This window comes from Moorena sp. SIO3H5, assembly GCF_010692395.1.
Classification (GTDB): Bacteria; Cyanobacteriota; Cyanobacteriia; order Cyanobacteriales; family Coleofasciculaceae; genus Moorena.
Window position 1 is genome coordinate 1 of the sequence record NZ_JAAHHS010000078.1, and the last position, 24,901, is coordinate 24,901.

Sequence of the window (24,901 nt, forward strand, 5' to 3'; positions counted from 1 at the left end):
TCACCTAGTGATGGTTAGGGCTTGATCGTTGCCAGACGTTGCTGCTGCTGCACCATGCGTTCGCGTAGCGTGACCATTCGCGTAGCGTGGCCGAACGCGCACGCGTGGCCAAAAGGCCAAAAGGCCAAGGTCAATCAAAAATGCGATCGCTTTTAGCGGAAGCGGAGGCCAAAGGCCTCCGCTTCGCGAACGCTTCATCGCGTAGCGTGACCAAAGGTCAATCGCATTAGTATGAATAAAAGGATGAAGGTCAGCAGTTGCATCCAGACCAGTCTACTAAAGGCATTGCCAACGGGAATTGTGTCTGATCATCTAGTGGCCATATCCCTCAGTGTTTAGGAACTAATCAAGTGCAATTCTCATCAAGAGTGAGGTGCATAGGATTTTTTTCCACTCCCCCCGCCCCGTGCGGTGAAACCACTACTAACAAAACTCTTCCCCCTACTCCCTACTCCCTACTCCCTACTCCCTACTCCCTAAAACCAATGTATCTGGGAAAATTGAACCTTAAGCCGGTCTACTGGCTCTTAGGGCTAATCTTGACAGTCATCCTCCTCTGGGCACTACCCAAGCCTTGGCACGCAGCTAGTTTATCCACTGACCCAAAAGTATTGCATGTCCTCAATCGTGTTAGTTTTGGTCCTCGCCCTGGGGACATCGAACGGGTGAAATCCATGGGAGTTGATGCTTATATTCAGTCCCAACTTTCCCCAGAATCTATTCCGGAACCGCCACAACTGAGGAAACAACTCAATAATTTAGAAACCCTGGAACTGAATGCAGTGGAGCTATGGAAAGGCTATGCACCACCACAAGGTAAAAAGAAACGGCAGCTGAGTCAGCAAGAACGGAAGCAAGCTCAAAAGCGATCGCAAATACCGAGGCAGCAGGGATTAGAAGCCCGTTTAATCAAAGCGATCGCTAGCCCTCAACAGCTTCAGGAAGTAATGGTAGACTTCTGGTTCAACCACTTCAATGTTTTTGATAACAAGGGATTAAATCGGATCTGGGTTAGTTCCTTTGAACAAGATGCCATTAGACCCCATGCCCTTGGTCGTTTTCGGGATTTGTTAGGTGCTACAGCTCACCATCCCGCCATGCTCTTCTATTTAGACAACCACCAAAACACTGCACCAGGAAGTCCAGGAGCTCGTGGTCGATACAAAGGGCTGAATGAAAACTATGCTCGGGAACTAATGGAACTCCACACCCTAGGAGTAGATGGTGGCTACACCCAAGAAGATGTAATTACCTTAGCGCGGATCTTGACTGGCTGGACTACTGACCGTGAGGGTAAGCACGGTGACAGTAGGGGATTTTATTTCGAAACTAAGCGCCATGATTACAGTGATAAGGTTTTCTTGGGTACACCGATTCCAGGTAGTGGCAGCCTAGAGGGAGAGCAAGCCCTAGACCTCCTCGCTCGTCATCCCTCCACCGCCCATTACATTAGCTACAAATTAGCCCAGTACTTTGTAGCTGATCAGCCACCAGCAAAGCTAGTAGACACTCTAGCCCAACGCTTTTTGAAGACCGATGGGGATATTCGTAAGGTTCTAGCAACCCTATTTCAAAGCCCTGAATTTTGGGACACTCAGTATTACAACAGTAAATTTAAATCCCCCTATCACTACATCATCTCAGCAGTGCGAGCTACAGGCAGTAAAAAGCCCAAATGGAAAACCCTCTCTGGTATTATCCGTCAGCTAGGAATGCCCATCTACGGCTGCCCAACTCCCAATGGTTACAAAAACACTGAGAAGGCTTGGCTCAGTCCAGATGGGATGATTCGCCGGGTCAGCTTTGCCACCGCATTAGCCAATGGTAATTTCGAGCAGCGTCAACCTAAAGAAAAGCGTAAACCTGTAGATGCTGTCCAACTCAGGAAAACCCTAGCCAATCACTTTTCTGACCAAACCAAAGAAGTCATCGACAGTAGTCCAGCTAAGCTACGAGCCGCCCTGATTCTAGGCAGTCCAGAAATGATGTATCGGTAATACATTAGGGAGTAGGGAGTAGGGAGTAGGGAGTAGGGAGTAGGGAGTAGGGAGTAGGGAGTCGGGAGTCGGGAGTTGGGGGAATAAAATTGATTGCACCATACTTTTTGAAGTATTACTGATGACTTATGAATTGTTATTTTAAATTTGCCATTTAAAATTTTTAATCTTAAATTTTAATACAAGTATTTTATAGCTATTCCAAATAGCTTAGAGAAATAAATCCTGATTTATTATAATATCAAAAACTCCTCGGAGCTCTTTCCCACTATTCCCTGCTCCCTGCTCCCTGCTCCCTGCTCCCTGCTCCCTGCTCCCTGCTCCCTGCTCCCTGCTCCCTAAAAAAATCTACCTCACTTCATTGAAAACCGCTAGATAAAATAAACAATGAAAAGACGCAAATTATTACAACAAGCTAGCCTTCTAACTGCTGGGGGACTTATCTCTATGGGGAGTTGGGTAGCCAGAGGATTAGCAAATACAGCAAATACTAATCACCGTAAGCGACTGATTGTTATTTTCCTGCGGGGTGGGATAGATGGACTGAATGTAGTTGTGCCATACCAAGATGCTGATTACTACCAAGCGCGACCGAGAATTGCGATTCCTCGCACCGGGGAAAAAGGGGGAGTCTTGGATTTAGATGGTTACTTTGGCTTACATCCAGCTCTAAGTGATCTGATGCCTCTTTGGAAACAGAAAAGTTTAGCTTTTGTTCACGCCAGTGGTTCACCAGACTCCACTCGCTCCCATTTCGATGCTCAGGATTACATGGAAAGTGGCACCCCAGGCATTAAGAGTACAGATGATGGCTGGATGAATCGACTATTAGGGACAATTCCCAAGGAAATACCAACTCAAGCCGTGAATATGGGCACCACAACCCCACGGATTCTATCCGGTCAGATGCCAGTGGCTAATTTACCGATGGGGAGAAATTATAATCACAAGCTGCCTGTAGACCGTCCCCAAATTGATGCAGCTTTTGATCAGCTCTATCGTGGTAATGATGCGATTAATCGGGCTTATCAGGAAGGAAGTGAAGCACGGAAGATACTCCTAGCTGAGCTAAAGGAAGAAATGATGGCAGCTAACCGGGGAGCACCACCTTCCTCTAAATTTGTTGGTGATAGCCGCAAATTAGCCAAGCTGATGGTGGGGGATGCTAAGACCCAACTGGCATTTTTGGCCTTAGGTGACTGGGATACCCATGTTAACCAGGGCGGTAGTCAAGGACAGCTAGCTCGAAAACTTAAGCCTCTTGGACAAGGGTTGGCTACTCTAGTCAAAGAATTAGAACCGATTTATGCCGATACTATGATTGTGGTCATGTCAGAATTTGGTCGTACCTTGGCAGAGAATGGTAATAAGGGTACTGACCATGGACACGGGAATGTGATGTGGGTCTTGGGTGGAGGAGTTCGCGGTGGTAAGGTCTATGGAGACTGGCCCGGTTTGGCGGAATCCCAGTTGTATGAAAAACGTGACTTAGCAGTAACTACGGATTTTCGTGACGTGCTGATGCCTGTGCTAAAGGAACATATGGAGATTCGAGACTCGAATTTAACCCAAATCTTTCCTGGTTTTAGGTCTAATCAGAGTCTGGGGCTTTTGTAGGGAAACAGAAGTGTCGGGAGAGGGGAGTGCGATCGCTAGCCAACGCCCTTCGGGCTAATCGCTTTTAGCGTGGCCTACGGCCAATCGCGAAGTTCATGTAGGGTGGGCAGTGCTTTCGACAGATTCATGTCATTGCCAATAGCCTTAGTAGGCACTGCCCACCAACGGATTAATCACTTTTTAGTTGATGTCTTTACAAAGAGTGCGATCGCACTCAACAAGCAAATTCTTAAAAGCGATAATTAGCAAGGTATTCACTATCTATTCAGAATTGGAAAAGCTAACCGGTATTCCTGAAACAATGCTTTGGACTTTGCACAATCGAGCCAACGAAGCAATGCGGTCAGACGGGGTTATACAAGACCCCAAGGCCATTGAAATTTACGAGGCGATTCAATACGATTACGAACGATCGCGAAGCGTGACCAAAGGTCAATCCTTTGGAAAGGCCGATCCAGTGCACGCACTGCGTTCGATCGCTTTTGACTCAGAAATTAGAGTGTTTATGAAAAAGTACCCAAGTGGCGTGGTGGTAAACCTTGGGGAAGGGCTTGAAACCCAACGTTTCCGTTTGGCGGATCTTCAAACGACCTGGTACACAATAGATTTACCTGAGTCGATTCGCGCTCGTGAGCACTTTATATCGCCGGGTGACAGGTGGAAGCACATTAGTTGTTCCGCCCTGGATTATGCTTGGATAGACCAAATCCCGACCGATCGACCTGTGTGTATAACAGCTCAGGGTTTGTTAATGTATTTTCAGGAGTCGGAAGTTCAGGATCTTCTCAAAACTCTTGCAGAGCGCCATCCAATTTTGACGATTATATTCGACGTTATTCCCAACTGGCTTGCCCAAAAGACACTATCATCCGACGGGTTGAAAATGAGTCGGGATTATGTGACGCCGGTAATGCCTTGGGGAATCAACCGGAAAGAGATTCCATCCTTTATAGAGAAAACTATGGGACAAAACTTTGATGTGACCGATATAGGTTTCCCTCGATACCCACTTGCTATTCGAAGCTTTCTTTTCTGGGTCTGGTTCAATGTGCCTGTATTGAAACAGTTGGCACCGACAATCGTGAAGGTCGAGCGCTAATCAGTAATCTAGATACTAGATAATAGAACTTTGCCCACCCGACTTTAATTGGTATTTTTGTGCTTAAGCTAGTTGTTCATGTAGTTGATTTAGTTGATGTAGGGTGGGCAGTGCTTTCAACAGATTGATGTGGTTGCCAATAGCCTTAGTAAGCACTGCCCACCAACGGATGAATCACTTTTTAGTTGATGCCTCTACAAAGACCAAGAGTTGATGTAGGGTGGGCAGTGCTTTCGACAGATTCATGTGATTGCCAATAGCCTTAGTAAGCACTGCCCACCAACGGATGAATCACTTTTTAGTTGATGCCTCTACAAAGACCAAGAGTTGATGTAGGGTGGGCAGTGCTTTGGACAGATTCATATGGTTGCCAATAGCCTTAGTAAGCACTGCCCACCAACGGATGAATCACTTTTTAGTTGATGCCTCGACAAAGAGTGCGATCGCGTTGACTGACATTCGGGTTATACCTTAGATAATCCCCAGCCCAATCGCAACCACGTCGCAGTAGCTCATCTAGATTATTTAAAGCTAGATCGATATTATTGATATTCCATAACATTACAGTTTTATCGTCACTAGCAGTAGCAAGAGTCTTTCCGTCAGGGCTGAAGCTAACACTATTGATGGCAGCACCACTACTCTGGAGTGTTTCAAGTAGTGTACCGTATCTAAACCAGAGTTTGACTGTCCCGTCACTGCTACCACTGGCAAGTATGGTACCGTCGGGGCTAAAACTGAGGCTATTGACTGCACCACTATTTCCCTTGAGAGTTGCCAGTGGTTGACCTTGCAAATTCCAGAGTTTAATAGTTCCATCCAGACTGGCGGTAGCAAGGGTCTGACCGTCAGGGCTAAAGCTGAGGCTAATCACCGCAGCCCTATGCCCCTTGAGAATTTCAAGTTCTTGATCTGTTAAATTCCAGAGCTTAACGGTTCCATCTTTACTAGCAGTAGCGAGGATTTTGCCATTAGGGCTGAACTTGACACTGTAAACATCAGCTTGATGCCCCTGGAGAGTGAGCATTTCTTCTCCCGTCTCTAAATTCCAGAGTTTTACGGTTCCATCTTTACTAGCAGCAGCAATAATTTGTCCATCAGAGCTAAAACTAAAACTATTAAACCACTCCTTAACACTTCGCAAGCTTACTATTAGTTGACCCGTTACCAAATCCCAGAGCCGAACATTTCCATCCAAACCAGCACTGGCAAGTGATTTCCCATTAGGGCTGAAACTAAGACTTGTGACTGCACCTTGATGTCCTACCAAGGTCATGAGTAGTCTACCGTCTCGTCTCCAAAGCTTAACAGTTCCATCGAAGCTAGCAGTGGCAATTGTGCGACCATCGGGACTAAAGCTGACGCTATCAACCGCAGCCTTATGCCCAAATAGGGTTCGGGTTTTGAGATCATAGTCCTCAACGCTCCAGAGTCTGACGGTCAAGTCTCTGCTGGCGGTGGCTAAAATTTTGCCATCGGGACTAAAGCTCATAATTGCAATCCCTCTCTTATGACCCCGCAAGATTTGGAGTTCCTGACCGTCCCGACTCCATATTTCAACAGTTCCGTCTAAACTGCCAGTGGCAATTGTCTGACCATCAAGACTGAAGCTAACGCTGTTGATTGTGGCACCAGAACTCTGGAAAGTAAGAATTTCCTTTCCTTGAAGATTCCAAAGTCTAACAGCTCCATCCAGACTAGCAGTGGCAAGGGTCTGACCATCAGGGCTAAAACTGATACTTGTAACATCAGCTTTATGCCCCTTAAAGGTTTGCCCAATTCGGTTGCCTTGTTTGTCCCACAATCTTACTATTCCGTTGCTACTACCACTGGCAATCACCTTACCGTCAGGACTGAAACTGAGACTCGTAATACTAGCGTTCTGTATTGCAAAGGGTTGCCCAATTCGGTTGCCTTGTTTGTCCCACAATCTTACTATTCCGCCGCGACTACCACTGACAATCACCTGACCGTCCCGGCTGAAACCGATACTTGTAACCTCAGTTTCATGCCCCTGGAGGGTGTGTCGTAATTGACCGTCTATACTCCAGAGTTTGACGGTGCCATCAGCACTGCCAGTGGCAAGGATTTCACCATCAGGACTAACACTGACGCTATTGACTGTATCTGTATGCCCTGGGAGAACGGTTAGTATTTCATCATCTCCCCTCCAAAGTTTGACCGTACTATCAGCAATGCTAGTGGCAAGGATTTCACCATCAGGACTGAAAGTGATGCTATTAACCCAACTGTCATAACCTTCCAAACGATTGCGCTCTCTGACTCCATAAAGGGCTTGCTGTAATGCAGCTAAAGTCTGAGTGCGGGTATTGGTTCCTACTGCGATTGCTGACTTAAGTTGTGTTCCTGCCTTTAAAGCTAATATGAGTGGATCAAGTGACTCCCTATGTCTGTTAAATAGGGCTTCTGAGGATTGAGCAAGAGCAAGAGTCTTTAGTATTTTAACTTGTCTCGCAAATAGTAGTCCGGTCAATAGTATTAATACTACCATAATAATCATTTCTTTGACAACTGATGCTCTAAATCGGCTTTTGAAAAACGCCTCTTCTAGTCTTAATTTACTTCGTTCCGCATCTTTTCTTGCTAGTCTCTCCTGTTCCAATTCAGTGATTATTAAAGCTCCTGTCGATTGACGAATAATAGGAACAAGATAGTCGTGTACTAATTGATAGTGCGCAGTCGAAAATTCTGGCAAAAGTAAAACCAATCCTGAGTTTACGAAGATCTCTAATATTAAATCTAGGTTTTCTGTCTCTCCTACTCCTAGATCCAATAAACCCGATCCTAACTCTGCCCTAGACTTGAGTGGTCGAGTGTTATTTTCATCTGTTAGGAGGTATAAAACTAGTCTTGCCTCACGTTCATTCGGATAACCACAGTCTTTAACAACTCCAGCTAAAAATCGCTCCAATAGCTTCTGTTTAGAACCGATTTTTTCATACTCAACCAGTTTATAAATTTTATCTTCTTGCAATTGTAATCCCACAATCTGTAACTCAATGGGACGAACTTCACCCAGCTCTACCGCTAAATCATTAACAAGTTTATTAATCAAAGCAGTTTCTAAATAAAACTGAGGTTTATTTGTTAGTTTTTTGATAAAGTTAACACTATCTTTTCTAGAAAAATTTTCTAAATAATAAAGAATATCTTGGCTTAATATGTAATTGATAGTATCTATTTTGTGTGAACGTTGAAATTTTAATAGATAGTGTAGATAGTCTTCCCTTAATGACAGAATAACTTGAGTATAAGGAATAGAGTCAATTGCTGTTTTTAAAAATTCCAATAAAAGATTACGCTCGACTAGATCTGGGACAGCAAAAAATAATTCTTCAAACTGATCAAAAATTAAAACTGTTAGTAAGTTTCGGTCACCATTTTCTTGCAACTGTTGCAAGATGCTAGTTACTGAATCTGCTTCAACAGAAAGACTAAGCCCTCTTGCTTTTAGTGAATTAACCAATAACTCCCCCAACTGCCTAACCCAGTCAGTATAGACTCGTATGGGAATTGGCAGCACATCTCGTTGACCAATGGCTCGTTGTTTGAGAATTGGAACTAATCCTGCATAGATTAAGGAACTTTTACCAACCCCAGATGCTCCATGAATAACAGTTAATTTCCAACTAGTATTGCCAATTCTTTCGACCAAATTATTGATATCTTTTTGTCGGCCAGAAGCGATAATTTCGTCTGCAACCATTTCAGGCTGATCAAGGGCTGGAAGTTGAGAATTAGTTATCCTTCGTTTTGGCTGTAATCTCCCTGTACCGATAAAAGCTCGCAAGCCAAACTGTTGCTCAATGGATATTCGTTCTTGTTTAACTCTAAAAGCAGCTAGATAGTCACCTTTTTCAAGGTATAATTCTCGCCAGCTTGCCAAAATCATAATATAAAGCTCTGGAGCATAATGGGCTTGAGTTTCTGCTTTAGCTCTTTCGAGATACTTGATACTCTCTTGATACTTACCAAGACCTTTTTCTGCTCTTGCCAATAATAATAAATACCAAGCTTTATCAACAGATGGCATTCCATCTAATTTTGCGTTGTGCTTGGATGAGGTTGCTGTTGATTCAGCCGACAAACTAGTTTTCAGGATGGAGAGTGCTTGGTCTGCTAATGCCTTAGCTTCAGTCCAAGCTAATTTATCTAAAGCGACCTCCGCCAGAAAACCATAATCTTTAGCTAACTCAATTGACTTACCATTGGCACTATGGAGTCTTATAGACCTTTGGGCTAGATTTTCCAAGTCTTCCCATCGTTGTAAGCGTTGCAATACTCTGGCAAATTGAGTAATAAATCGGTTAGCTAAATCCTGATCAGATATCTGAGCTAAACTATCAACACATTGCTCAAATAAATTTTGTACTTTAGTTTTTCCATAAGGACATAACCCGATATTAAATAAAACCATCCCTTGCCAATCCCAGCGGGTTATGCTTTGCCATAGCTCTAAGCTTTTATTAAAGTAAAGTAAGGATTCTTCTAATTGTTTTTTAGCATAGTAATTGCGACCTAAAATGAAGTAAAAACTAGCTTCTAACTCTGGTTCAATTTCCTGGTTATGATGGTGTAAATCTTCCCAAGCTGACTCAAATTCTGATAGATCATCTATCCCCCGATTCAGCTCATACAAAAATTTGTCGGGTTCAGAGTCGGGAAAGGTAGCCAAGATATCCTTAGCTTTTTGAGAGAGACTATAGATTAACTCATAGGATAAGGAATCAGGAGGGGTTTGAAACTCCCTAGTTGTGCCCCAACTCTCCAAATCAGGAGCAACCCGAACCAATTTGGTTTGAACATCATCATTAATCCACAGCACTAGGGGGAAATGGAAATTTTTCCGAAACTCTTCCCGCACTTGGTTAGTAGCAGCCAGCAAGCTATCAATATCATCAACGGCCTCTAAGCCAAAAACCATCATAGCCCCTGGTTGCTGATCTCCTAAATCCTGCCTAATCTTGCTATAAAGTTTGCTATCAGACTTTTTCAGCACAACCTCGCGGATTTGAACAGCACAGGTTTCTCGGAGCCGCTCAGTCATTTGCTGCTGTACATAGGTATAGTTACAGTGTGCGAAAATCAGTGAAAATTGCCCCTGAGACGCTTCAATTGCCCAAGCCAATCTTTGCAACGCACGCTCGTTGTAGGCAGCAACCTCTTTGGTTTTATCAGAGTCACTCATATATAGCAAAGGGAACAGGGAACAGGGAACAGGGAGCAGGGAGCAGGGAGCAGGGAGCAGGGAGCAGGGAGCAGTAGTAAAGAGATCGAAACAGTTTTTGATGTTATAGCACTACGCATTAAGGTGTTTGACATTGATACAAGCAGCAAAAGCTGTTTTAGTGAACTTTTGCCTTTTGCCTCTTGCCTCTTGCCTTGCACGTAGCGCTATATAAGAAATCAGCAAGATTGTTCATAACCTATTTAGAAATGCTATGGCTGTAGTTCTTTAGCTTCTGCCAAAATTGGATTAACATCAAACCAAGGTTCATCTTGATCATAATACTCATAAACAAAGCGACTGCGGATTAATATTTCGTATCCATCATCTCCAGTCACTTTCTTATCCTTAGCTACTTTACGCAGTAAGTCCCACTCATCATCAGTGATCGCTAAAACAAGTTTATGGCGCTGGGCCCGAATCATACTTTCTAGAAAATGGCTGGAAAGGGGTAGTTTCCCTTCCTCCATGATCCAATCATTGAGAAACCGAAGTAAATTCCGCACATGACCGCCACTAGCACCACATAAACGGTCTAAGGTTTCAGCACTGTCAAAAATTGCTGTAAGTTTAGTCAGACGCTGGTTTGGCTCTAAATCTGGAAAAGCTCTTGCCAGCACCATCTGTCGCAGCAGTGCCATGCCTTCTTCATGTTTACTACCGTTGCGTAAATTCACAGGTACCATTGGCAGGACTTTGGGGTCGGTCATAAAGCGTTCAGTCACCATCCCAAAGTCATTGGAAAACCGCAGTGACAATGGAATAGTGTAAACCACATGAGAGTGCAGTCCCCGCAACTGTGCTCCTCGATCCGCAAACAAATATTCTGGCTGAAGACGACCAAAGGGCTTTTGGATAGAGTCTACCCGGTCAAGGTTATCAACAATAACTACTAGTCCCTTTTTCCCGGTCTGTTTCAATTTCTTGATAGCAGGCTCGAGCACCTCTTGATTAATGGCCTCAATAATTCCATTGGTTCGAGGCTCCAGATATCCTCTCAACTTATCCCGCTGCTTAGGGCTAGCTTTCGCTTGACTGGTAATGGTGGCAATCCCTACAGAGAATTCTACATCCGATAGCTCCATCGGTGTTTTTAAGATATCTGTGACTTCACCGAATAACCTCTGAAAGTACCCTGGTTGAAGGCTAATGCCAGCGCCTTTGAGACTTTCACTGACTCGACGGGCGATCGCCAGTAAAATATCGCTAATATCAACATCACTCATTTCCAAGTCCTGATCAGACTCGAAGTAAACCACATGAAATCCTAACAGTTCTAAATCCAGCTTTAACCTGAGCAACTCCGTAGACTTGCCGCAGCCAATATGCCCAGTAAACAGTTCACAAGTAGGCTGATTTGGTGAAAAGATAGCAATCTTTTTTCTAAGTTTTTCAATAATCTGACCGCCGCGTACTGAAGAAAAATCAATGTAATACTTGCGATCCTCCTCATTGTCCACCGCTAAGGTTTTACTGGGGTTGGTCGCTCGGTAAAACGTTTGTAAATCAGCCATTTTTATATTGGTAGAGTTTTTCACCTATTCTGTACCAAGCTGCGGTTAGAACATAGAACGGTTCATCCGAGCTGGCATTCTGCACCCACTCTATTTTAGATCATTTTCGCTTAACACTTATAAATAGTAGGTAATAGGGAACAGGGAGCAGGGAGCAGGGAAGAGGGAAGAGGGAAGAGTAGGAAATAAATCCGATTAGTTTTTGTAATGATGCTAAATAAGCCTTGATTTTGATGGTCAGTTTTTAAAAACTGACAACAGTTTTTTGATGTATTTTTTTAATCAATAATTACTAATTATCGGTTATAATAATTATGAGTTACAGATAAGTTTATGCTATTCCCTGTTCCCTATTCCCTGTTCCCTATTCCCTATTCCCTATTCCCTATTCCCTATTCCCTTTCCTATAGTCTCTAAAGTGTTCCATGACCAGAAACGTCCATGACCAATTTGCCAAACAATGTCTTAAAGAACTCCTCGACCCCCTGGGGAAAGTGGAAACAAGCTGGAAAGTTCCTGGGGAAGTGCAAGAAATTGATGTTTACTTTTTGCCATCCCGAGGACTAGCCACCAATGGACAAAGCCTGGGATTACTCGGAAAACTAGCCACAACCCCTGCCATATTTGAACCGTTCCGCAACCCAGTCAGTAAATTTGAGGTGCTCAGTTGTATCGGTAAACTGATCCAGGTTCATGGTCAAGTTTTCCGTCAGGCTAAGCGGGCTAATGCCCAAGTTAGGGTGATAGAACTGCCTCGTTTATGGATTTTCTCCCCAACAGCTTCCGAAGAGTTTTTAGAAAGCTTCAATTTTCAACCAGATCTAGTTAATTATCCCAAGGGGATGTACTTTCTGGGGAAATCTTTGTATACGGCAATTATGGCGATTCACCAACTGCCAGTGACACCGGAAACCTTATGGTTGAGAATTCTCGGTAGAGGTAGAGTACAGCAGCACGCGATTGAGGAGTTGAAATCCCTACCGAACGGGAGTCAGCACAAAGACAATATCCTAGAATTAGTATATGACATGCTGGCGATATTAGACGCACGTATCAAACAAAATCAAGACCTTGAAGAAGATGACCGGGAGTTAATCATGCAATTATCTCAGATATATCAACAACGACTGGAATTGGCTACCGAGCTTGGCAAACAAGAGGGAATAGTGCAAGGTAAACAAGAAGGACTAGTCGAGGGTAAACAAGAAGGACTAGTCGAGGGCAAACAAGAAGGACTAGTCCAAGGTAGGCAAAACGAACGCCGTAGTATGGTCACTTACTTATTGCGTAGCCGTTTTGGTGAACTAGACCAGGAACTGCTGGGAATCATTGAGCCATTGATGGCACTCTCTCCAGAAGAATTTACCCCCCTACTCTTACAATTGTCTCGACTAGAATTATTGACTCAATTTGGAGAGCGAAATTAGGTGATTAATCCCCAATGTCGTGCCGGTTGACTAGCTCGATCATCCGCTTATTACTTAACTCGTAATTAAATACTAATTAAATCAATAGTCCTCAGGGTGTTCCATGACCAGAAACGTCCATGATCAATTTGCCAAACAATGTCTGAAAGAACTCCTCGACCCCCTGGGGAAAGTAGAAACAAGCTGGAAAGTGCCTGGGGAAGTTCAAGAAATTGATGTTTACTTTTTACCATCCCGGGGACTATAAACCCATGGACAAAGCCTGGGATTACTCGGAAAACTGGCCACAACTCCTGCGATATTTGAACCGTTCCGCAACCCAGTCAGTAAATTTGAGGTGCTCAGTTGTATCGGTAAACTGGCGCAGGTTCATGGTCAAGTTTTCCGTCAGGCTAAGCGGGCTAATGCCCAAGTTAGGGTGATAGAACTGCCTCGTTTATGGATTTTCTCCCCAACCGCTTCCGAAGAGTTTTTAGAAAGCTTCAATGCTCAACCAGATCTAGTTAATTATCCCAAGGGGATGTACTTTCTGGGGAAATCATTTTATACGGCAATTGTAGCGATTCACCAACTGCCAGTTACTCCGGAAACCTTATGGCTGAGAATTCTGGGTAGAGGTAGAGTGCAACAGCACGCGATTGAGGAATTGAAATCCCTACCGAACGGGAGTCAGCACAAAGACAATATCCTAGAATTAGTATATGACATGCTGGCGATATTAGACGCACGTATCAAACAAAATCAAAACCTTGAAGAAGATGACCAGGAGTTAATCATGCAATTATCTCAGATATATCAACAACGACTGGAATTGGCTACCGAGCTTGGCAAACAAGAGGGAATAGTGCAAGGTAAACAAGAAGGACTAGTCGAGGGCAAACAAGAAGGACTAGTCCAAGGCAAACAAAACGAACGCCGTAGTATGGTCACTTACTTATTGCGTAGCCGTTTTGGTGAACTAGACCAGGAACTGCTCGACATTATTGAGCCATTGATGGCACTCTCTCCAGAAGAATTTACCCCCCTACTCTTACAATTGTCTCGACTAGAATTATTGACTCGATTTGGAGAGCGAACATAGTCACTAGGAAGTATGTTCACAAATCAAATGAAAATGCTATAGGAGCGCTATAGCTTTAATAACTTGTAGTAATTTAATCGATGACTCCGATTCCATCAGGTTTAATACTGGCATCAACTGATAAATCGGAGGATTGCCAGCTTGGATATAAATAAACTGATAAATGTATCCGTTAGTAGATAATCCCCAAACTGAGTCTTGATGGTCTAAACTCTTATAGGCATAGGTCAGTAATTGAGGTAACCCAACAGATACATCAGCACTACTGTTTTTAGTTTCGATAACTAAGACCCAAAACGATACTTTATCTACTGTCTGTTGAGCTTTGTTAATTGCTAGAATATCTAGTCTGCCAGTAATTTTGGTATCCTGGTCTTGAATATCAATATCAGCCATCCCTTCTTCCAAGGAAATCTTTATTGGAGAGCGATAAAAGCCAGCTAATCGCAGTAAGGGAAAAACAGTTAGGGCTTTTACCAGTCCTTCAGATACTTTACCCGCGATTAAGTAATTATCAAAATCAGTCCGAATTTGTTCCAATTCCCGTTGCTCAAATTCAGTGATAGTGTCTAGGGATAACCGGGAAGTTAATGAACTATTGTATTGCCGTTGAAAGCCAAAGGTATGATGCACATCTTCTAGAGATAGGTGACTAGCTTGTATAATTGTCATAGGTTTATAGGATTATGATAGGTTTATAGCAATCCGTGTAGGAATTGTGAAAATTATTGATCCCATATTCTCTACGGTGCGCGTTCACGCTTAGCTTTAAAAAAGCGCGGGGTCGCACCGCTCCCTACTCCTACTCCCTACTCCCTACTCCCTTTCCTATAGTTATATCAGTTATCAATACTAACGGCGTTGCCACCATACCAACCCAGCTGTGGTAAACCCGACTAAGGGCATAAGTAACAGGGCAGTCCAACCCAGTAACTCAGCTTGGATTGCTGTTAGGTTAATCCGTCGATTGTTTTGTTCTTTAGGGCGGATAGATAGGACTTGATCATCTTGCTTACTTAACCAGCTAATGGTGTTGAGAAAAACATCACCATTTAATTGCTGATCAAACCAACCATTGGTGGCAAAATTAGAGTTACCATAGACTACTAGACGAGATGAAGAGGTCTTTTTGTTACCATCCTCTTGAGGAGTAGCTTGATCAATCCCTTCGGCTTGGCGGCTTAATGCTACACCTAGGATTAACGGACCAGGGCGATCGCGTTCTGGATTCAATTCCAGTGGCTGCTGTTTAGGATTACTCTCAGCCCAAGTTCTGTCATTGGTAATTAGCAGAGGAGTTTCCTGGATACCGTCTACTGGGGTAATTAAGAGCGATCGCGCCCAAGGATAAAAGGAAAATCCGTCGGCAAATTCCGTGGTAATGGGATGATTCCCGTAGCTAGTCACCATGGGAGTTGCGGCACCAAGCACTAAAGAACGTTCTGGAGCAGACGGGTCAATCACTAACCTACTGTCTAGCTTAATTCCCCAGTCTTTGAGAAAGCTATCCAATTTAGGATTAGTATCAGGGTCGAGCATCAATAGTAAGCTACCACCCTTGGATAGATAGTTACGTAACGCTTTGACTTCTTTTTCTAATAATGGCCGAATTGGACCTGCACTAACCACGATTGATGCATCAGCTGGAACCTCTGAGCGTTGAGCTAGGTTAAGGGGTTGAACCGTAAAATTTTTATCCTCTAGAAAACGTACTGCCTCAGATAATCCCCCTTCTACTTCTGCTAAGGATTTTTCTCCGTGACCTTGCAGAAAGTAAACCCTAAGCGAAATTTCCCGAGTCAGGGTTTCGATACCACTAGTAAGACTAGCTTCTGATAGAGGTTGGGTATCATTAACAGCTTGCAACAATTGTTGCTTGTCTTTATATTGTAGATAAACCTCTCCGATAGACTGAACACTAAATTTCTGAGCTAGTGCTGGTTTTAGCTGAGGGTCAACAAACTGAAATTCAAAGTTTGACCCATAACGACGAAAGTTCTCTAACAACTCTCGGTCCTCTGGATTGGGTTGTGGGTTAAAGATCCAAACCTTAAGGGGCTGTCGTAAATTTTGCACCACTTGTTGGGACTGGGGTGACAAAGTATATAACTGATTTTCTGTTAAATCGATGCGTTGGGTATAGCGCACCCCTATAAAGTTAATCAGCCCCAAAATCACTAACATAGCTACCGTAGAAATAATGGCATTGGTTCCGACTTGGGTAGAACGGCTTTGCCAAAATTTCGGAGCCAACCGGGCTAAAAATACTAGCCCTACAAGACTAATGACAATACCAGCAATCAGTAATCCTAATGCGTCTGGAGACCATTTTTCAGTCATAATCCTGACAGTGATTCCCGCCATGGCGAGTAGTGGCCCGAGCCAGAAAAGGTAAAGGAGATACTTTTTGGTTTTACTTGTCTTCATCTCAAACCTCACGGGAGCTGCAACTATCATTACTTACTGATTGTAAGCATTCAGCTTAACCCGCTAGGTATTACGCATTAGGCTTAGGCGTTAGGCGTTAGGGGGTGAAGTGATTTGAGCCTGGCACTTAGCACTGATGCACTGACGCACTCACGCACTGACGCACTTGGCTAGGCAATGGGGACTGTAGTTGAGTTGAGTAAATCATTGTGCGTTCCCGTAGGGGCTGAATGCTTACCATGCGATCCCACTTCAGCGGTTAATAATGGGACAGCTATAGAGTGGAAAACTAAAATAACTATAGCGATTTCTAGCCTAATGAGGTACAGAGGATTTTTTCTCTCTTGGCTATTCCCTGTTCCCTAAAAACTTCACCTAATTAAAACTGCTACAGCAATTCTATTTCCCATGAGGTACAAAATTATCCCCCTAAATACCCCTTAAAAGGGGGACTTTGAGGTTGATAAGTGTACTTCATAAATGCAATAAACGCTATATATAAATTGGTAAACAAGTTTACACTATTTTTATCCATAAAAAGATTATCCTTCATAGTTGTTTTGTAAACTTTGTATAAAGGCTTGGCTTGAATATAAAGTTTGTATAAACTTGCTGGATAGCAACAAGTGCTCCACAATACTTACCAGCTCTAGCTTTCAGGTGAATATCAGCATAAGTCTATGTATAGTTTGGGCTTTCAATTACTTAAAACTCAATCCGTTATTATTTTCTTGAAGTTGAAGTAATATAAATCGTATACATTTTGTAACTGATGCACAAACCTACATTCGATGAGTGAATTTCCTGATTTTTATCACTATGGCTACCAAGTCAAACAACAATTAGGTCACAACTATCACAGTGGTCGAGTAACTTATCAAGCCATCCATCTTAAAACTAAGCAAAAAGTTGTAATCAAGCTGTTTCAATTTGCTCAATATAACAGTAGCTGGCATGGTTACCAATCCATTGAAAGTGAGATTAAGGTACTAAAACAGTTACACCATCCTAGGATTCCTCGCTATCTTGACTCCTTTGCTCCTGAGGGTGGTGTTTGTTTGGTACAGGAGTACAAAAACGCTCAACCTTTGTCTGCATACCCCAGCTTTACACCAGAGCAAATCCAGCAAATTGCCGTCCAAATGCTCGAAATATTGGATTATATCCAGCATTGTTATAATAATCCGATAATTCACCGAGACATTAAACCAGAAAATGTTTTGTTAGATTCCAAAATGCGGGTTTACTTAATTGATTTTGGTTTAGCAAAACTTGCCTATGGTTCAATTACTGGAAGTACTACGATGGCTGGCACAGCTGGATTTATGCCACCAGAACAATTATATAATCAACCCCTCAATAAAGCATCAGATATTTATAGTTTAGGAGTAACACTTATTTGTTTGATGACGGGAATTAAAACGGCAGAAATTAGTAATTTAATTGATTTAAGCAATCATCGTCTAAAATTCAAGCATTTAGCTTCAGGTTATAGCAAAGATTTTCTTAACTACCTAGACAAAATGGTAGAACCTGACCCTAACAAGCGTCTTGCCAATCTAGAACGTATTTTTAAATCGGTTCCATCACCAGAGCCACTTCAAAGAAAACTACTAGTAGAGTTTAGCAATAAACTGAAAGCAAATAACCTAAATAAACGACTAAAGTATGCTATAGTTACTGTAATCAGTTTAGGATTAGGTGTTACCTATGGATTAAACCAAGTTGAGCAACTATTAGTAAGTAAAATCGAACAGCACTTGAGCAATGGAGACTATGAAGAATGTATTAAATTAGCTCAAGACGTTCCGGTGTTTTTGAGCATCAATGAAAAATCGATATGCCTCTTAAATGACTGTTCTGTCGCACAACTAAATAAAGCAACTAAACTAGTAGAGAATCCCCAACTTATCTATAAAGGAATTACTGAAGCTAAAAAAATACCAACTGAGAGTAATAGCTACCAAGAAGCACAAACGTTAATTACTCAATGGAAAGAATGGCAAAGTGATCAAAATTTAATTCAAAAAGCTCAACAAGACCTAAAGAAACGTAAATGGCAACAAGCCAAAGCCATCGCAGCAAAGGTTAACGCTGAACGTTTCCAGCACCAAGCAATCCAAATTATTAAAACTGCTGAAACAAAACTAAAAGCTGCTGAATTAGAAAGACTAGCTGCTGAATTAGAAATACAAGGAGAAAACCTGATCCTCAAGGCAAATCACTATGCTAATCAGCGACAGTATAGTCAAGCAATATCCATCGCCAAACGGATTCATAACGCTACGCCATCTTATCAAGAAGCACAACGATTAATTTCTGAATGGAAAAGCCAAATCCCTCAAGTTTTTAGAAATTATTGGTCATCCCCACAAGTTAATGGCGCTCGCTTCGTTGTCGAGAAACTAGAAAAGTGGAAAAATGGCCAATTAAAAATTTATTTTAAAGCTTATAATTACACTAATAAAGATAGCCGATTTTCCGATTTTATCGCCGTTGATAACTTAGGAAATACTTATAGAGGTTATTCAGGCTCTAGTTGGGATGGAACAGTCATGCCTTCTAGGACACCAACTAAAGGTTCTATCACCTTAAAACAACCCCTAGATCCTAATGCCTCAGTGATTACACTTAGTTTTCGACGTGTTTATACTTATAATCCACTAATTAGACTAATTACTCTCAAAACAAAAGGAATCAGAGTTAAGTAGTAAGACTCTCCTTCTTAACAGCAGGATTAGCGGGAGAATACTCTCCAAAGCGCCAACGTATAGGGCTAGCATTAGTTGTTTCTAAGACCTGGTCAATATGAAACTCCACTAACCGTTGCGCTCCTGGAACGGTAGTGAATCGTGACTGATCCCAAATCACCTCCGCTGTTCCTGTCAGTTGTAAGGTATTACCTCGCTCAAAATCGATGAATAGCAGACCAGCACGGGGATTAACTGTCAGATTACCTAGGGTTTGAAACATATTATTGCCAGCATAATCGGGAAACACTAGCTGATGATCATTGATCACCTGGATAAATCCTGGATATCCACCCCGATGAGAGGCATCTGCCCCAGTTTCTGGATTGAAACTGGCCATGAAAAAGGTATCAGATTGGGTAATCCAGTCTTGTTCGGTTGTGTTCAAAGCCTCAAAGCTGCGAATTTCAGGCTCCCTTGACTCAGGGGTATCAGTCTCTAGATGACGCAGCTGGATGTATTTGGGACAGTTGAAAAATACCTCAGTGGTCTGCATCACAATCTGCCCTTTGCCTTCTACTCTACCCAAGCCATTCATCCGCAAGCGTTTACGGGTAGTCAGGTCAATCACCAGAAGTCCCAGTACTCCATTTTGCACCAAGTTTTCGTACAAGGGATCCCCATCGATAGGGATACAGTTAATCTCGACAGTTTGATTATCGAAAACTCGGACAAAACCAGGTTGACCAGTCAGCAGTGATGCCCAAACCAAGCCATTGCTATCCACACTACTAGCGATCGCTAATTGTTGGGTTGTCAGGAGCATCTGAGCAGCCGGTTTGATAACGGGAGTAATCATCGAGCTGAGTTTCTCAGCTTCTTCCCTTACCCCAGCCCGAGTTTGAACAGCAATCTCTCCAGTGTGAAAGCTCATAATCTACTCCTTTGGGGATTGTGAGACACAAAACAGCAGTTTTCTTATACACAGAATTTCTGTATATGTCTGTATCTAATCTGTCTGTATCTAAACTATAAAACTGTCCAGATTTGGGCTAAAGAAGACTATCACCCAGCACCGGACAGGATATAACCAGTCAGGAGTGTTAGGTCAATAGTTGCCTATCCCTGAAGTTTCTATAATTTCAGAGTACTGGGAAGACAAGAACAAAATGTCTCAGTTTTTGTCTCAGTTTTGTCTGGTGTTGTTTAACTGACCATGACTAGGCTCAGTTCGATTTCAGAAATTGCTTTAAGAAATTGGCAGGTTTTGAGGAAAGCATTCAGCTATCAGCTATCAGTTATCAGCTATCAGCGATCAGATATCAGCTTAAGCGCTACGCGCACGCGTGCGCGTAGCGCAATCGGTGCTTTTGAATGAAATAAGCTGAACGCGCACGCGTGGCCAAAGGCCTTCTGCTGACCGCTGAACGCGCACGCGTGCGCGTAGCGCATATGCTTACCTAAGAACGCTGAAATCTTAACGCATCAATAGACTGAGCAGTTAGAAAAATACCGATAAAGATGTAACTCAAAAACAGAATTATACTACTAGTATCCAAAACACCCTGAATCAGATTTTTATAATTTTCCAGCAACGATAAATGACCTAAGGCTTCCCCAAGGGGTCCACTAACATTTTTAGCAATCAAATCAATAACCCAAAGTCCCAAAACCAGAGCAAAGGTGAGGATTGCTGACAAAATTGAGCTATCAGTTAGGGAAGAAATGAACATTCCCAGAGAAAGCACCGATGCTGCTAGTAAAATTAATCCGACGTGGGCTAGTAAGGGTAGGATAGGTTGAACCGGGGGGTCTGTAGCACTAAATGCGATCGCTTCATAGGCAAGTAAGGGTAGCACCATAAAGCTATAAAATGTCACCACTCCCAAGAGTTTACCCACAGCTACAGCCCAATTCGTTAATGGAGACGTTGCCAAAAGCTCCAAAGTCCTGCGTTTGCGTTCCTCAGCATAGAGTCCCATCGACAGAATTGGCAACACAAATAACGACAGTGAACCCATCACTTCCAAGAATTGACGCAAAAATACATAAGCAACATCTACTGGTGGTATCGGTATACCCAATTGTTCTGCCGTTGCTACTTGGTTAATAATCCCCTCTTGATCCAAAAGAATTTCTACAAAAAAGGAGCCAGAAAGCCACCAAAATACACCGGCGACAACATAAGCGAATGGTGAAGCAAAATAGCCTTGTAATTCTTTCCTAAAAATTGCTAATATATTGCCAATTATAATCATTATTTGTTTAAGTTTATAGGGCACTTATTCGGTTAAATGTTGTTCGCTTAGCGTGGCCTTTTGGCCAAGGTTACCGGTTATATGGTTGCAGGTTAGTTAGCTAAGGATTAGTTAGCTAAGGATTAGTTATTTTAATGTTACTTAGTTCAAAATAACTTTCATCCTTGATGCTTAATCCTTCATCGTTAATCCTTCATCAGACTCCTGAGACTCCTGTAGATCAGACTCCTGTACATCAGGATCGGCTTCAGGCAGTGGTTTTTCGGTCGTAGTCAGTTTCAAAAAAACATCTTCCAGGGTAGCGCGAGTCCGTCGCATTTCGTATATGCCTACACCAGCTCCCACGGTCACAGCTGCAATATCCCGTGCGGGTTCTGCTCCCGGTGCTGATACGATGTGGAATAAAGAGCGTCCGCCAGGTAAATTGTGATCATTAACCAGTTCCACCAGGCAAACTCCTGGTATAACTTGTAATAATTTCTGTAATTCCTGTGCATCACCATCTATTTCTAACTCATAACCTGATCCCCCGGTTAACTCCGCCAGTAACTTGTCTGGACTATCTGTTGCTACAATTTTGCCTTCATTGATAATGGCTACCCGGCTACAGGTCATACTCACTTCTGGTAGAATGTGGGTAGATAGGATAATAGTATGGTCACCAGCAAGGCTCTTAATTAAGTTACGGACATCAATAATTTGCCGAGGATCAAGACCCACTGTAGGTTCATCTAAAATGATGGCTGGTGGGTCATGTACAATCGCCTGAGCGATACCCACCCGTTGACGGAAGCCCTTAGAAAGCTTGCGGATCAGTAGCTTGGCCTTGCTCGTTATGTTACAACGCTCCATGGCAGTTTTGACCTTAGTAGTGCGATCGCCTGCAGCCACACCTTTAATACGGGCAACAAAGTGCAAAAATCCTTCAACGGTCATGTCCGGATACAGTGGCGGAAACTCCGGTAAATAACCAATTCGGCGTCGTACTGCCATAGAATTTTCATGAACATCATAATTAGCAATTCGGGCAGTACCATGGGTTGCTGGTAAATAGCCTGCCAAAATTCGCATGGTAGTGGTTTTACCTGCACCATTCGGTCCAAGGAATCCTAGGATTTCTCCTGGTTCAACCCTGAAAGTCACATTCTCTATCGCTGGTGTGGTGCCATAGATTTTGCTTAGATGCTCTACTTCTATCATACTTCTTAAGTATTAAGTGTTAAATATTAAGTGTTAAGCATTACCCATTCAATATTCCCTGTTAATTATTGCCTGTTAAGTATTACATATTAAATATTACGTGTTAAGTATTACGTATTAATTGCCATTTACTGACTAATATGGTTAAACCTACTATTTACCTTAACCCAGTCACTGGTAAAGATAGCGATACTGGTGATACTGTTCCCTTTAAAAGGTTGACGCTTGGCACTTCCTATTGCCACTGCTGGAATCGTTTTGATGCGTCAGGTGCAACCGGTATTGCGTCGTAATCTGATTGAGAACAATACTCATGGTGGTTTAGTCGTTAATGGTAGGGCGCTTACCAGATAATCGTAATTCTCAAGACCCAGCGGATAATATCCTGCGCAATAATGGTAAGGCTGATATCCAACATCGCACCTCTGTCAGCTTAGTTTCGCTGGGCAATTAGCTCAATCGATCTAGAATTGAGGTTGCGGTAGAGTTGCGTTCATCTCAAGTTCCAGTCCGGCAGACGTGTCACTGAGTTCAACTCACCGTATAGTGTTTTCATGAGTCCTAAGTCCTGATTTCAGTGACCAACCAACTCACTACCAAAACTAGTTGCAAGTTCCAGGTTGCAGGTTACAGGTTACAGGTTACAGGTTGCAGGTTGCAGGTTACAGGTTGCAGGTTGCAGGTTGCAGGTTGCAGGTTGTAGGTTACAGGTTGCAGGTTGCAGGTTGCAAGTTGCAGGATATAGGTTATATTACCAAGCGACTTTGCCCGAAGCCGCTGTGTGTCGATAATTTGTCACCTTTTTACCTTTCCACCTGGAATCGTACCACCTTCCCACCTTGAACCCTTTTACCCATGACCAATGACTCAGATTTAGCCATTGCCTATGCCCTTGCCTTGCTCAGTCACTATGGGTTTGAGCTCAGGGGTTACACTGTAGAAGAATTAGTCAATCTATGGATTGAGAACTATCCTGCCAATTGGGTGCGTCTAGCGGTGATTGAGGCCCTTTATCAAGGACGTTACAAAGCGATATCTGTAGAGCAAATTTTGGCAGTCTGGTTACGACGAGGACAACCTATATATCGCTTTAATCATGAGTTTGAGCGGATGGTTTGTCGTAAATTTCCCCAAAATTTAACCGCTCCAGTCGATAGTACATCCACAACCGAGAGCTTAGAACTAAGTTTACAGTGGTTCGACAATGTTGCTGAAACCTCTGTAGCTACTAGTTCCTATGAAACTAAACCAGAGCAAGAGATGCTTGAGTCAAAGACACTCCAAGCACCACCAATAGAGCAACAGGACACTTCCCCTGAAGCCAAGACCATACCATCCAAAATACCTGAAAAATCAGTCAAGCCCAGAGAAAGCTTCCCAAAGCCTCTGAGCAAAGCCCGTGCTAGTCCTATCTACAATGTAGATTGGTCAAGTTATGAGCTTAACAAGAAGCCAATTAACCAATTTCATCCACCACCAGACTCTTCAGATGTCTACCTTAAGCTGAAGGCAGTTGTCCAGCACCAAGACTCTGGTACAGTCACAGCTACGGTAGTCAATCAGCAGGTCAGCGATTCAGGGGAAGATCACGACGTCGAAAGTAGGTCAGAGGCAGAGAGTCTTTCTCAGGCCACTGTTAACTTGGATCAAAGTTAACCATCCCACGATTAATCCCCGTGGGATGATTGGCCGTAGGCCACCCTACGCGATTGACCGTAGGTCACGCGGGGCGCGAACGAAGCTAATCATACCAAATTCTCCCTGATACCCCTATGGTATACCCCATTGTGATTAAATTATTTTTTATAAACTTTCATAAAACTATTCAGTAATTTACATTAAAATTTAATATATTATATAAATTTATAGCGATTAATTGATAGATATAACTCCAGTCTAAAGTCCTTTAGCCAAGTCTAGCATCAGGATGCAGGAAAAAAGTTTTTATTTTCCCCTATTTTCTGGTTTAATAGCCGGACTTATTTTTGGAATACAGCTGACATTATTTGTCCAAATAATTCTTGAAAACTACTCTGCCCGAGCCTGTGCCAAGATTCCCGATGGCAAATTTGCTGTTTTTGTACCAACAAGTTATTTATTGAATAAAATAAATCTTAAACGAGTCGTTATATCTAACAAATGGGCTTACAATTACAATTGTAAGCTGTTTAAATCCAAACATGATTATATTAAAAATTCTAAAGTCATTAAGTCAGATTCATTTATAAAAGATAACTATGCTCCAGCCGGTTATATACAGGTGCCATCAGAGAGATATATGCTCAGGAAAGTGTGGCGAGGTACCCTGATTGGATATTTTTCTGAATATGAGGCAAATTTAGA

The 24,901-nt window shown here is 42.8% G+C and carries 19 protein-coding genes; 10 read left to right on the forward strand and 9 right to left on the reverse strand.

Features of this window, described 5'->3' with window-relative positions; all coding sequences use genetic code 11:
• Positions 1-350 precede the first annotated feature (350 nt).
• Positions 351-1,997, forward strand: coding sequence for a DUF1800 domain-containing protein (locus F6K52_RS11585; RefSeq protein ID WP_364417192.1), 1,647 nt, complete (start codon positions 351-353; stop codon positions 1,995-1,997).
• Here the strand turns inward: F6K52_RS11585 and F6K52_RS11590 are convergent.
• On the reverse strand, positions 1,968-2,099 hold the full coding sequence (locus tag F6K52_RS11590; protein ID WP_293077543.1) for a hypothetical protein: 132 nt from the start codon (positions 2,097-2,099) through the stop codon (positions 1,968-1,970). The genes F6K52_RS11585 and F6K52_RS11590 overlap by 30 nt on opposite strands.
• 285 nt (positions 2,100-2,384) lie before the next feature.
• Between F6K52_RS11590 and F6K52_RS11595 the strand changes: the two genes are divergently transcribed.
• Positions 2,385-3,614 carry a DUF1501 domain-containing protein gene (locus tag F6K52_RS11595; RefSeq protein WP_293077545.1) on the forward strand — a complete coding sequence of 410 codons (1,230 nt, stop codon included), beginning with the start codon at positions 2,385-2,387 and terminating at the stop codon, positions 3,612-3,614.
• A 271-nt stretch (positions 3,615-3,885) separates the two neighbouring features.
• Positions 3,886-4,713 (forward strand): class I SAM-dependent methyltransferase, encoded by an 828-nt coding sequence (locus F6K52_RS11600; protein ID WP_293077547.1) that lies wholly within the window; start codon positions 3,886-3,888, stop codon positions 4,711-4,713.
• 415 nt (positions 4,714-5,128) lie between these two features.
• Here F6K52_RS11600 and F6K52_RS11605 read toward each other — a convergent pair whose 3' ends face one another.
• The 3 genes from F6K52_RS11605 to F6K52_RS11615 all read right to left on the reverse strand — a co-directional run bounded on the left by F6K52_RS11605 (position 5,129) and on the right by F6K52_RS11615 (position 11,475).
• The gene (locus tag F6K52_RS11605) at positions 5,129-9,922 is read right to left on the reverse strand and encodes a hypothetical protein (protein WP_293077549.1); all 4,794 of its coding nucleotides are present in this window, start codon (positions 9,920-9,922) and stop codon (positions 5,129-5,131) included.
• Entirely contained in the window at positions 9,919-10,056 is a 138-nt protein-coding gene (locus F6K52_RS11610; protein WP_158517168.1) for a hypothetical protein, read from the reverse strand. The genes F6K52_RS11605 and F6K52_RS11610 overlap by 4 nt, the downstream gene beginning before the upstream one ends.
• Before the next feature lie 117 nt (positions 10,057-10,173).
• Entirely contained in the window at positions 10,174-11,475 is a 1,302-nt protein-coding gene (locus F6K52_RS11615; protein WP_293077552.1) for an AAA family ATPase, read from the reverse strand.
• Between the two features lie 425 nt (positions 11,476-11,900).
• Between F6K52_RS11615 and F6K52_RS11620 the strand changes: the two genes are divergently transcribed.
• From F6K52_RS11620 to F6K52_RS11630, 3 genes are all read left to right on the forward strand, one after another.
• Complete coding sequence (locus tag F6K52_RS11620) at positions 11,901-12,902, forward strand: hypothetical protein (protein WP_293077555.1); 1,002 nt, start codon at positions 11,901-11,903, stop codon at positions 12,900-12,902.
• Between the two features lie 103 nt (positions 12,903-13,005).
• Positions 13,006-13,149, forward strand: coding sequence for a hypothetical protein (locus F6K52_RS11625; RefSeq protein WP_293077557.1), 144 nt, complete (start codon positions 13,006-13,008; stop codon positions 13,147-13,149).
• 90 nt (positions 13,150-13,239) lie between these two features.
• Complete coding sequence (locus tag F6K52_RS11630) at positions 13,240-13,983, forward strand: hypothetical protein (RefSeq protein ID WP_293077559.1); 744 nt, start codon at positions 13,240-13,242, stop codon at positions 13,981-13,983.
• A 36-nt stretch (positions 13,984-14,019) separates the two neighbouring features.
• Here the strand turns inward: F6K52_RS11630 and F6K52_RS11635 are convergent, their stop codons facing one another.
• Both F6K52_RS11635 and F6K52_RS11640 read right to left on the reverse strand, forming a co-directional pair.
• Positions 14,020-14,655, reverse strand: a complete 636-nt coding sequence (locus F6K52_RS11635; protein WP_293077561.1) for a restriction endonuclease subunit R — start codon at positions 14,653-14,655, stop codon at positions 14,020-14,022.
• A 180-nt stretch (positions 14,656-14,835) separates the two neighbouring features.
• Positions 14,836-16,410: a Gldg family protein gene (locus tag F6K52_RS11640; RefSeq protein ID WP_293077562.1), complete on the reverse strand. Its 1,575-nt coding sequence runs from the start codon at positions 16,408-16,410 to the stop codon at positions 14,836-14,838.
• A gap of 791 nt (positions 16,411-17,201) precedes the next feature.
• Between F6K52_RS11640 and F6K52_RS11645 the strand changes: the two genes are divergently transcribed.
• Complete coding sequence (locus F6K52_RS11645; protein ID WP_293077564.1) at positions 17,202-19,121, forward strand: serine/threonine-protein kinase; 1,920 nt, start codon at positions 17,202-17,204, stop codon at positions 19,119-19,121.
• Here the strand turns inward: F6K52_RS11645 and F6K52_RS11650 are convergent.
• The 3 genes from F6K52_RS11650 to F6K52_RS11660 form a co-directional block, all read right to left on the reverse strand.
• Complete coding sequence (locus tag F6K52_RS11650) at positions 19,114-20,034, reverse strand: pyridoxamine 5'-phosphate oxidase family protein (protein ID WP_293077566.1); 921 nt, start codon at positions 20,032-20,034, stop codon at positions 19,114-19,116. The two genes, F6K52_RS11645 and F6K52_RS11650, sit on opposite strands and share 8 nt — an antisense overlap.
• A gap of 526 nt (positions 20,035-20,560) precedes the next feature.
• Entirely contained in the window at positions 20,561-21,361 is an 801-nt protein-coding gene (locus tag F6K52_RS11655) for an ABC transporter permease (RefSeq protein ID WP_293077578.1), read from the reverse strand.
• A gap of 168 nt (positions 21,362-21,529) precedes the next feature.
• Positions 21,530-22,558 (reverse strand): ABC transporter ATP-binding protein, encoded by a 1,029-nt coding sequence (locus tag F6K52_RS11660; protein WP_293077568.1) that lies wholly within the window; start codon positions 22,556-22,558, stop codon positions 21,530-21,532.
• Between the two features lie 225 nt (positions 22,559-22,783).
• Between F6K52_RS11660 and F6K52_RS11665 the strand changes: the two genes are divergently transcribed.
• The 3 genes from F6K52_RS11665 to F6K52_RS11675 form a co-directional block, all read left to right on the forward strand.
• Complete coding sequence (locus F6K52_RS11665; RefSeq protein ID WP_293077570.1) at positions 22,784-22,912, forward strand: hypothetical protein; 129 nt, start codon at positions 22,784-22,786, stop codon at positions 22,910-22,912.
• 501 nt (positions 22,913-23,413) lie between these two features.
• Positions 23,414-24,214 carry a hypothetical protein gene (locus tag F6K52_RS11670; protein WP_293077572.1) on the forward strand — a complete coding sequence of 267 codons (801 nt, stop codon included), beginning with the start codon at positions 23,414-23,416 and terminating at the stop codon, positions 24,212-24,214.
• Positions 24,215-24,485: 271 nt separating this feature from the next.
• On the forward strand, positions 24,486-24,901 hold a 416-nt coding region (locus tag F6K52_RS11675), incomplete at its 3' end, for a hypothetical protein (RefSeq protein WP_293077574.1).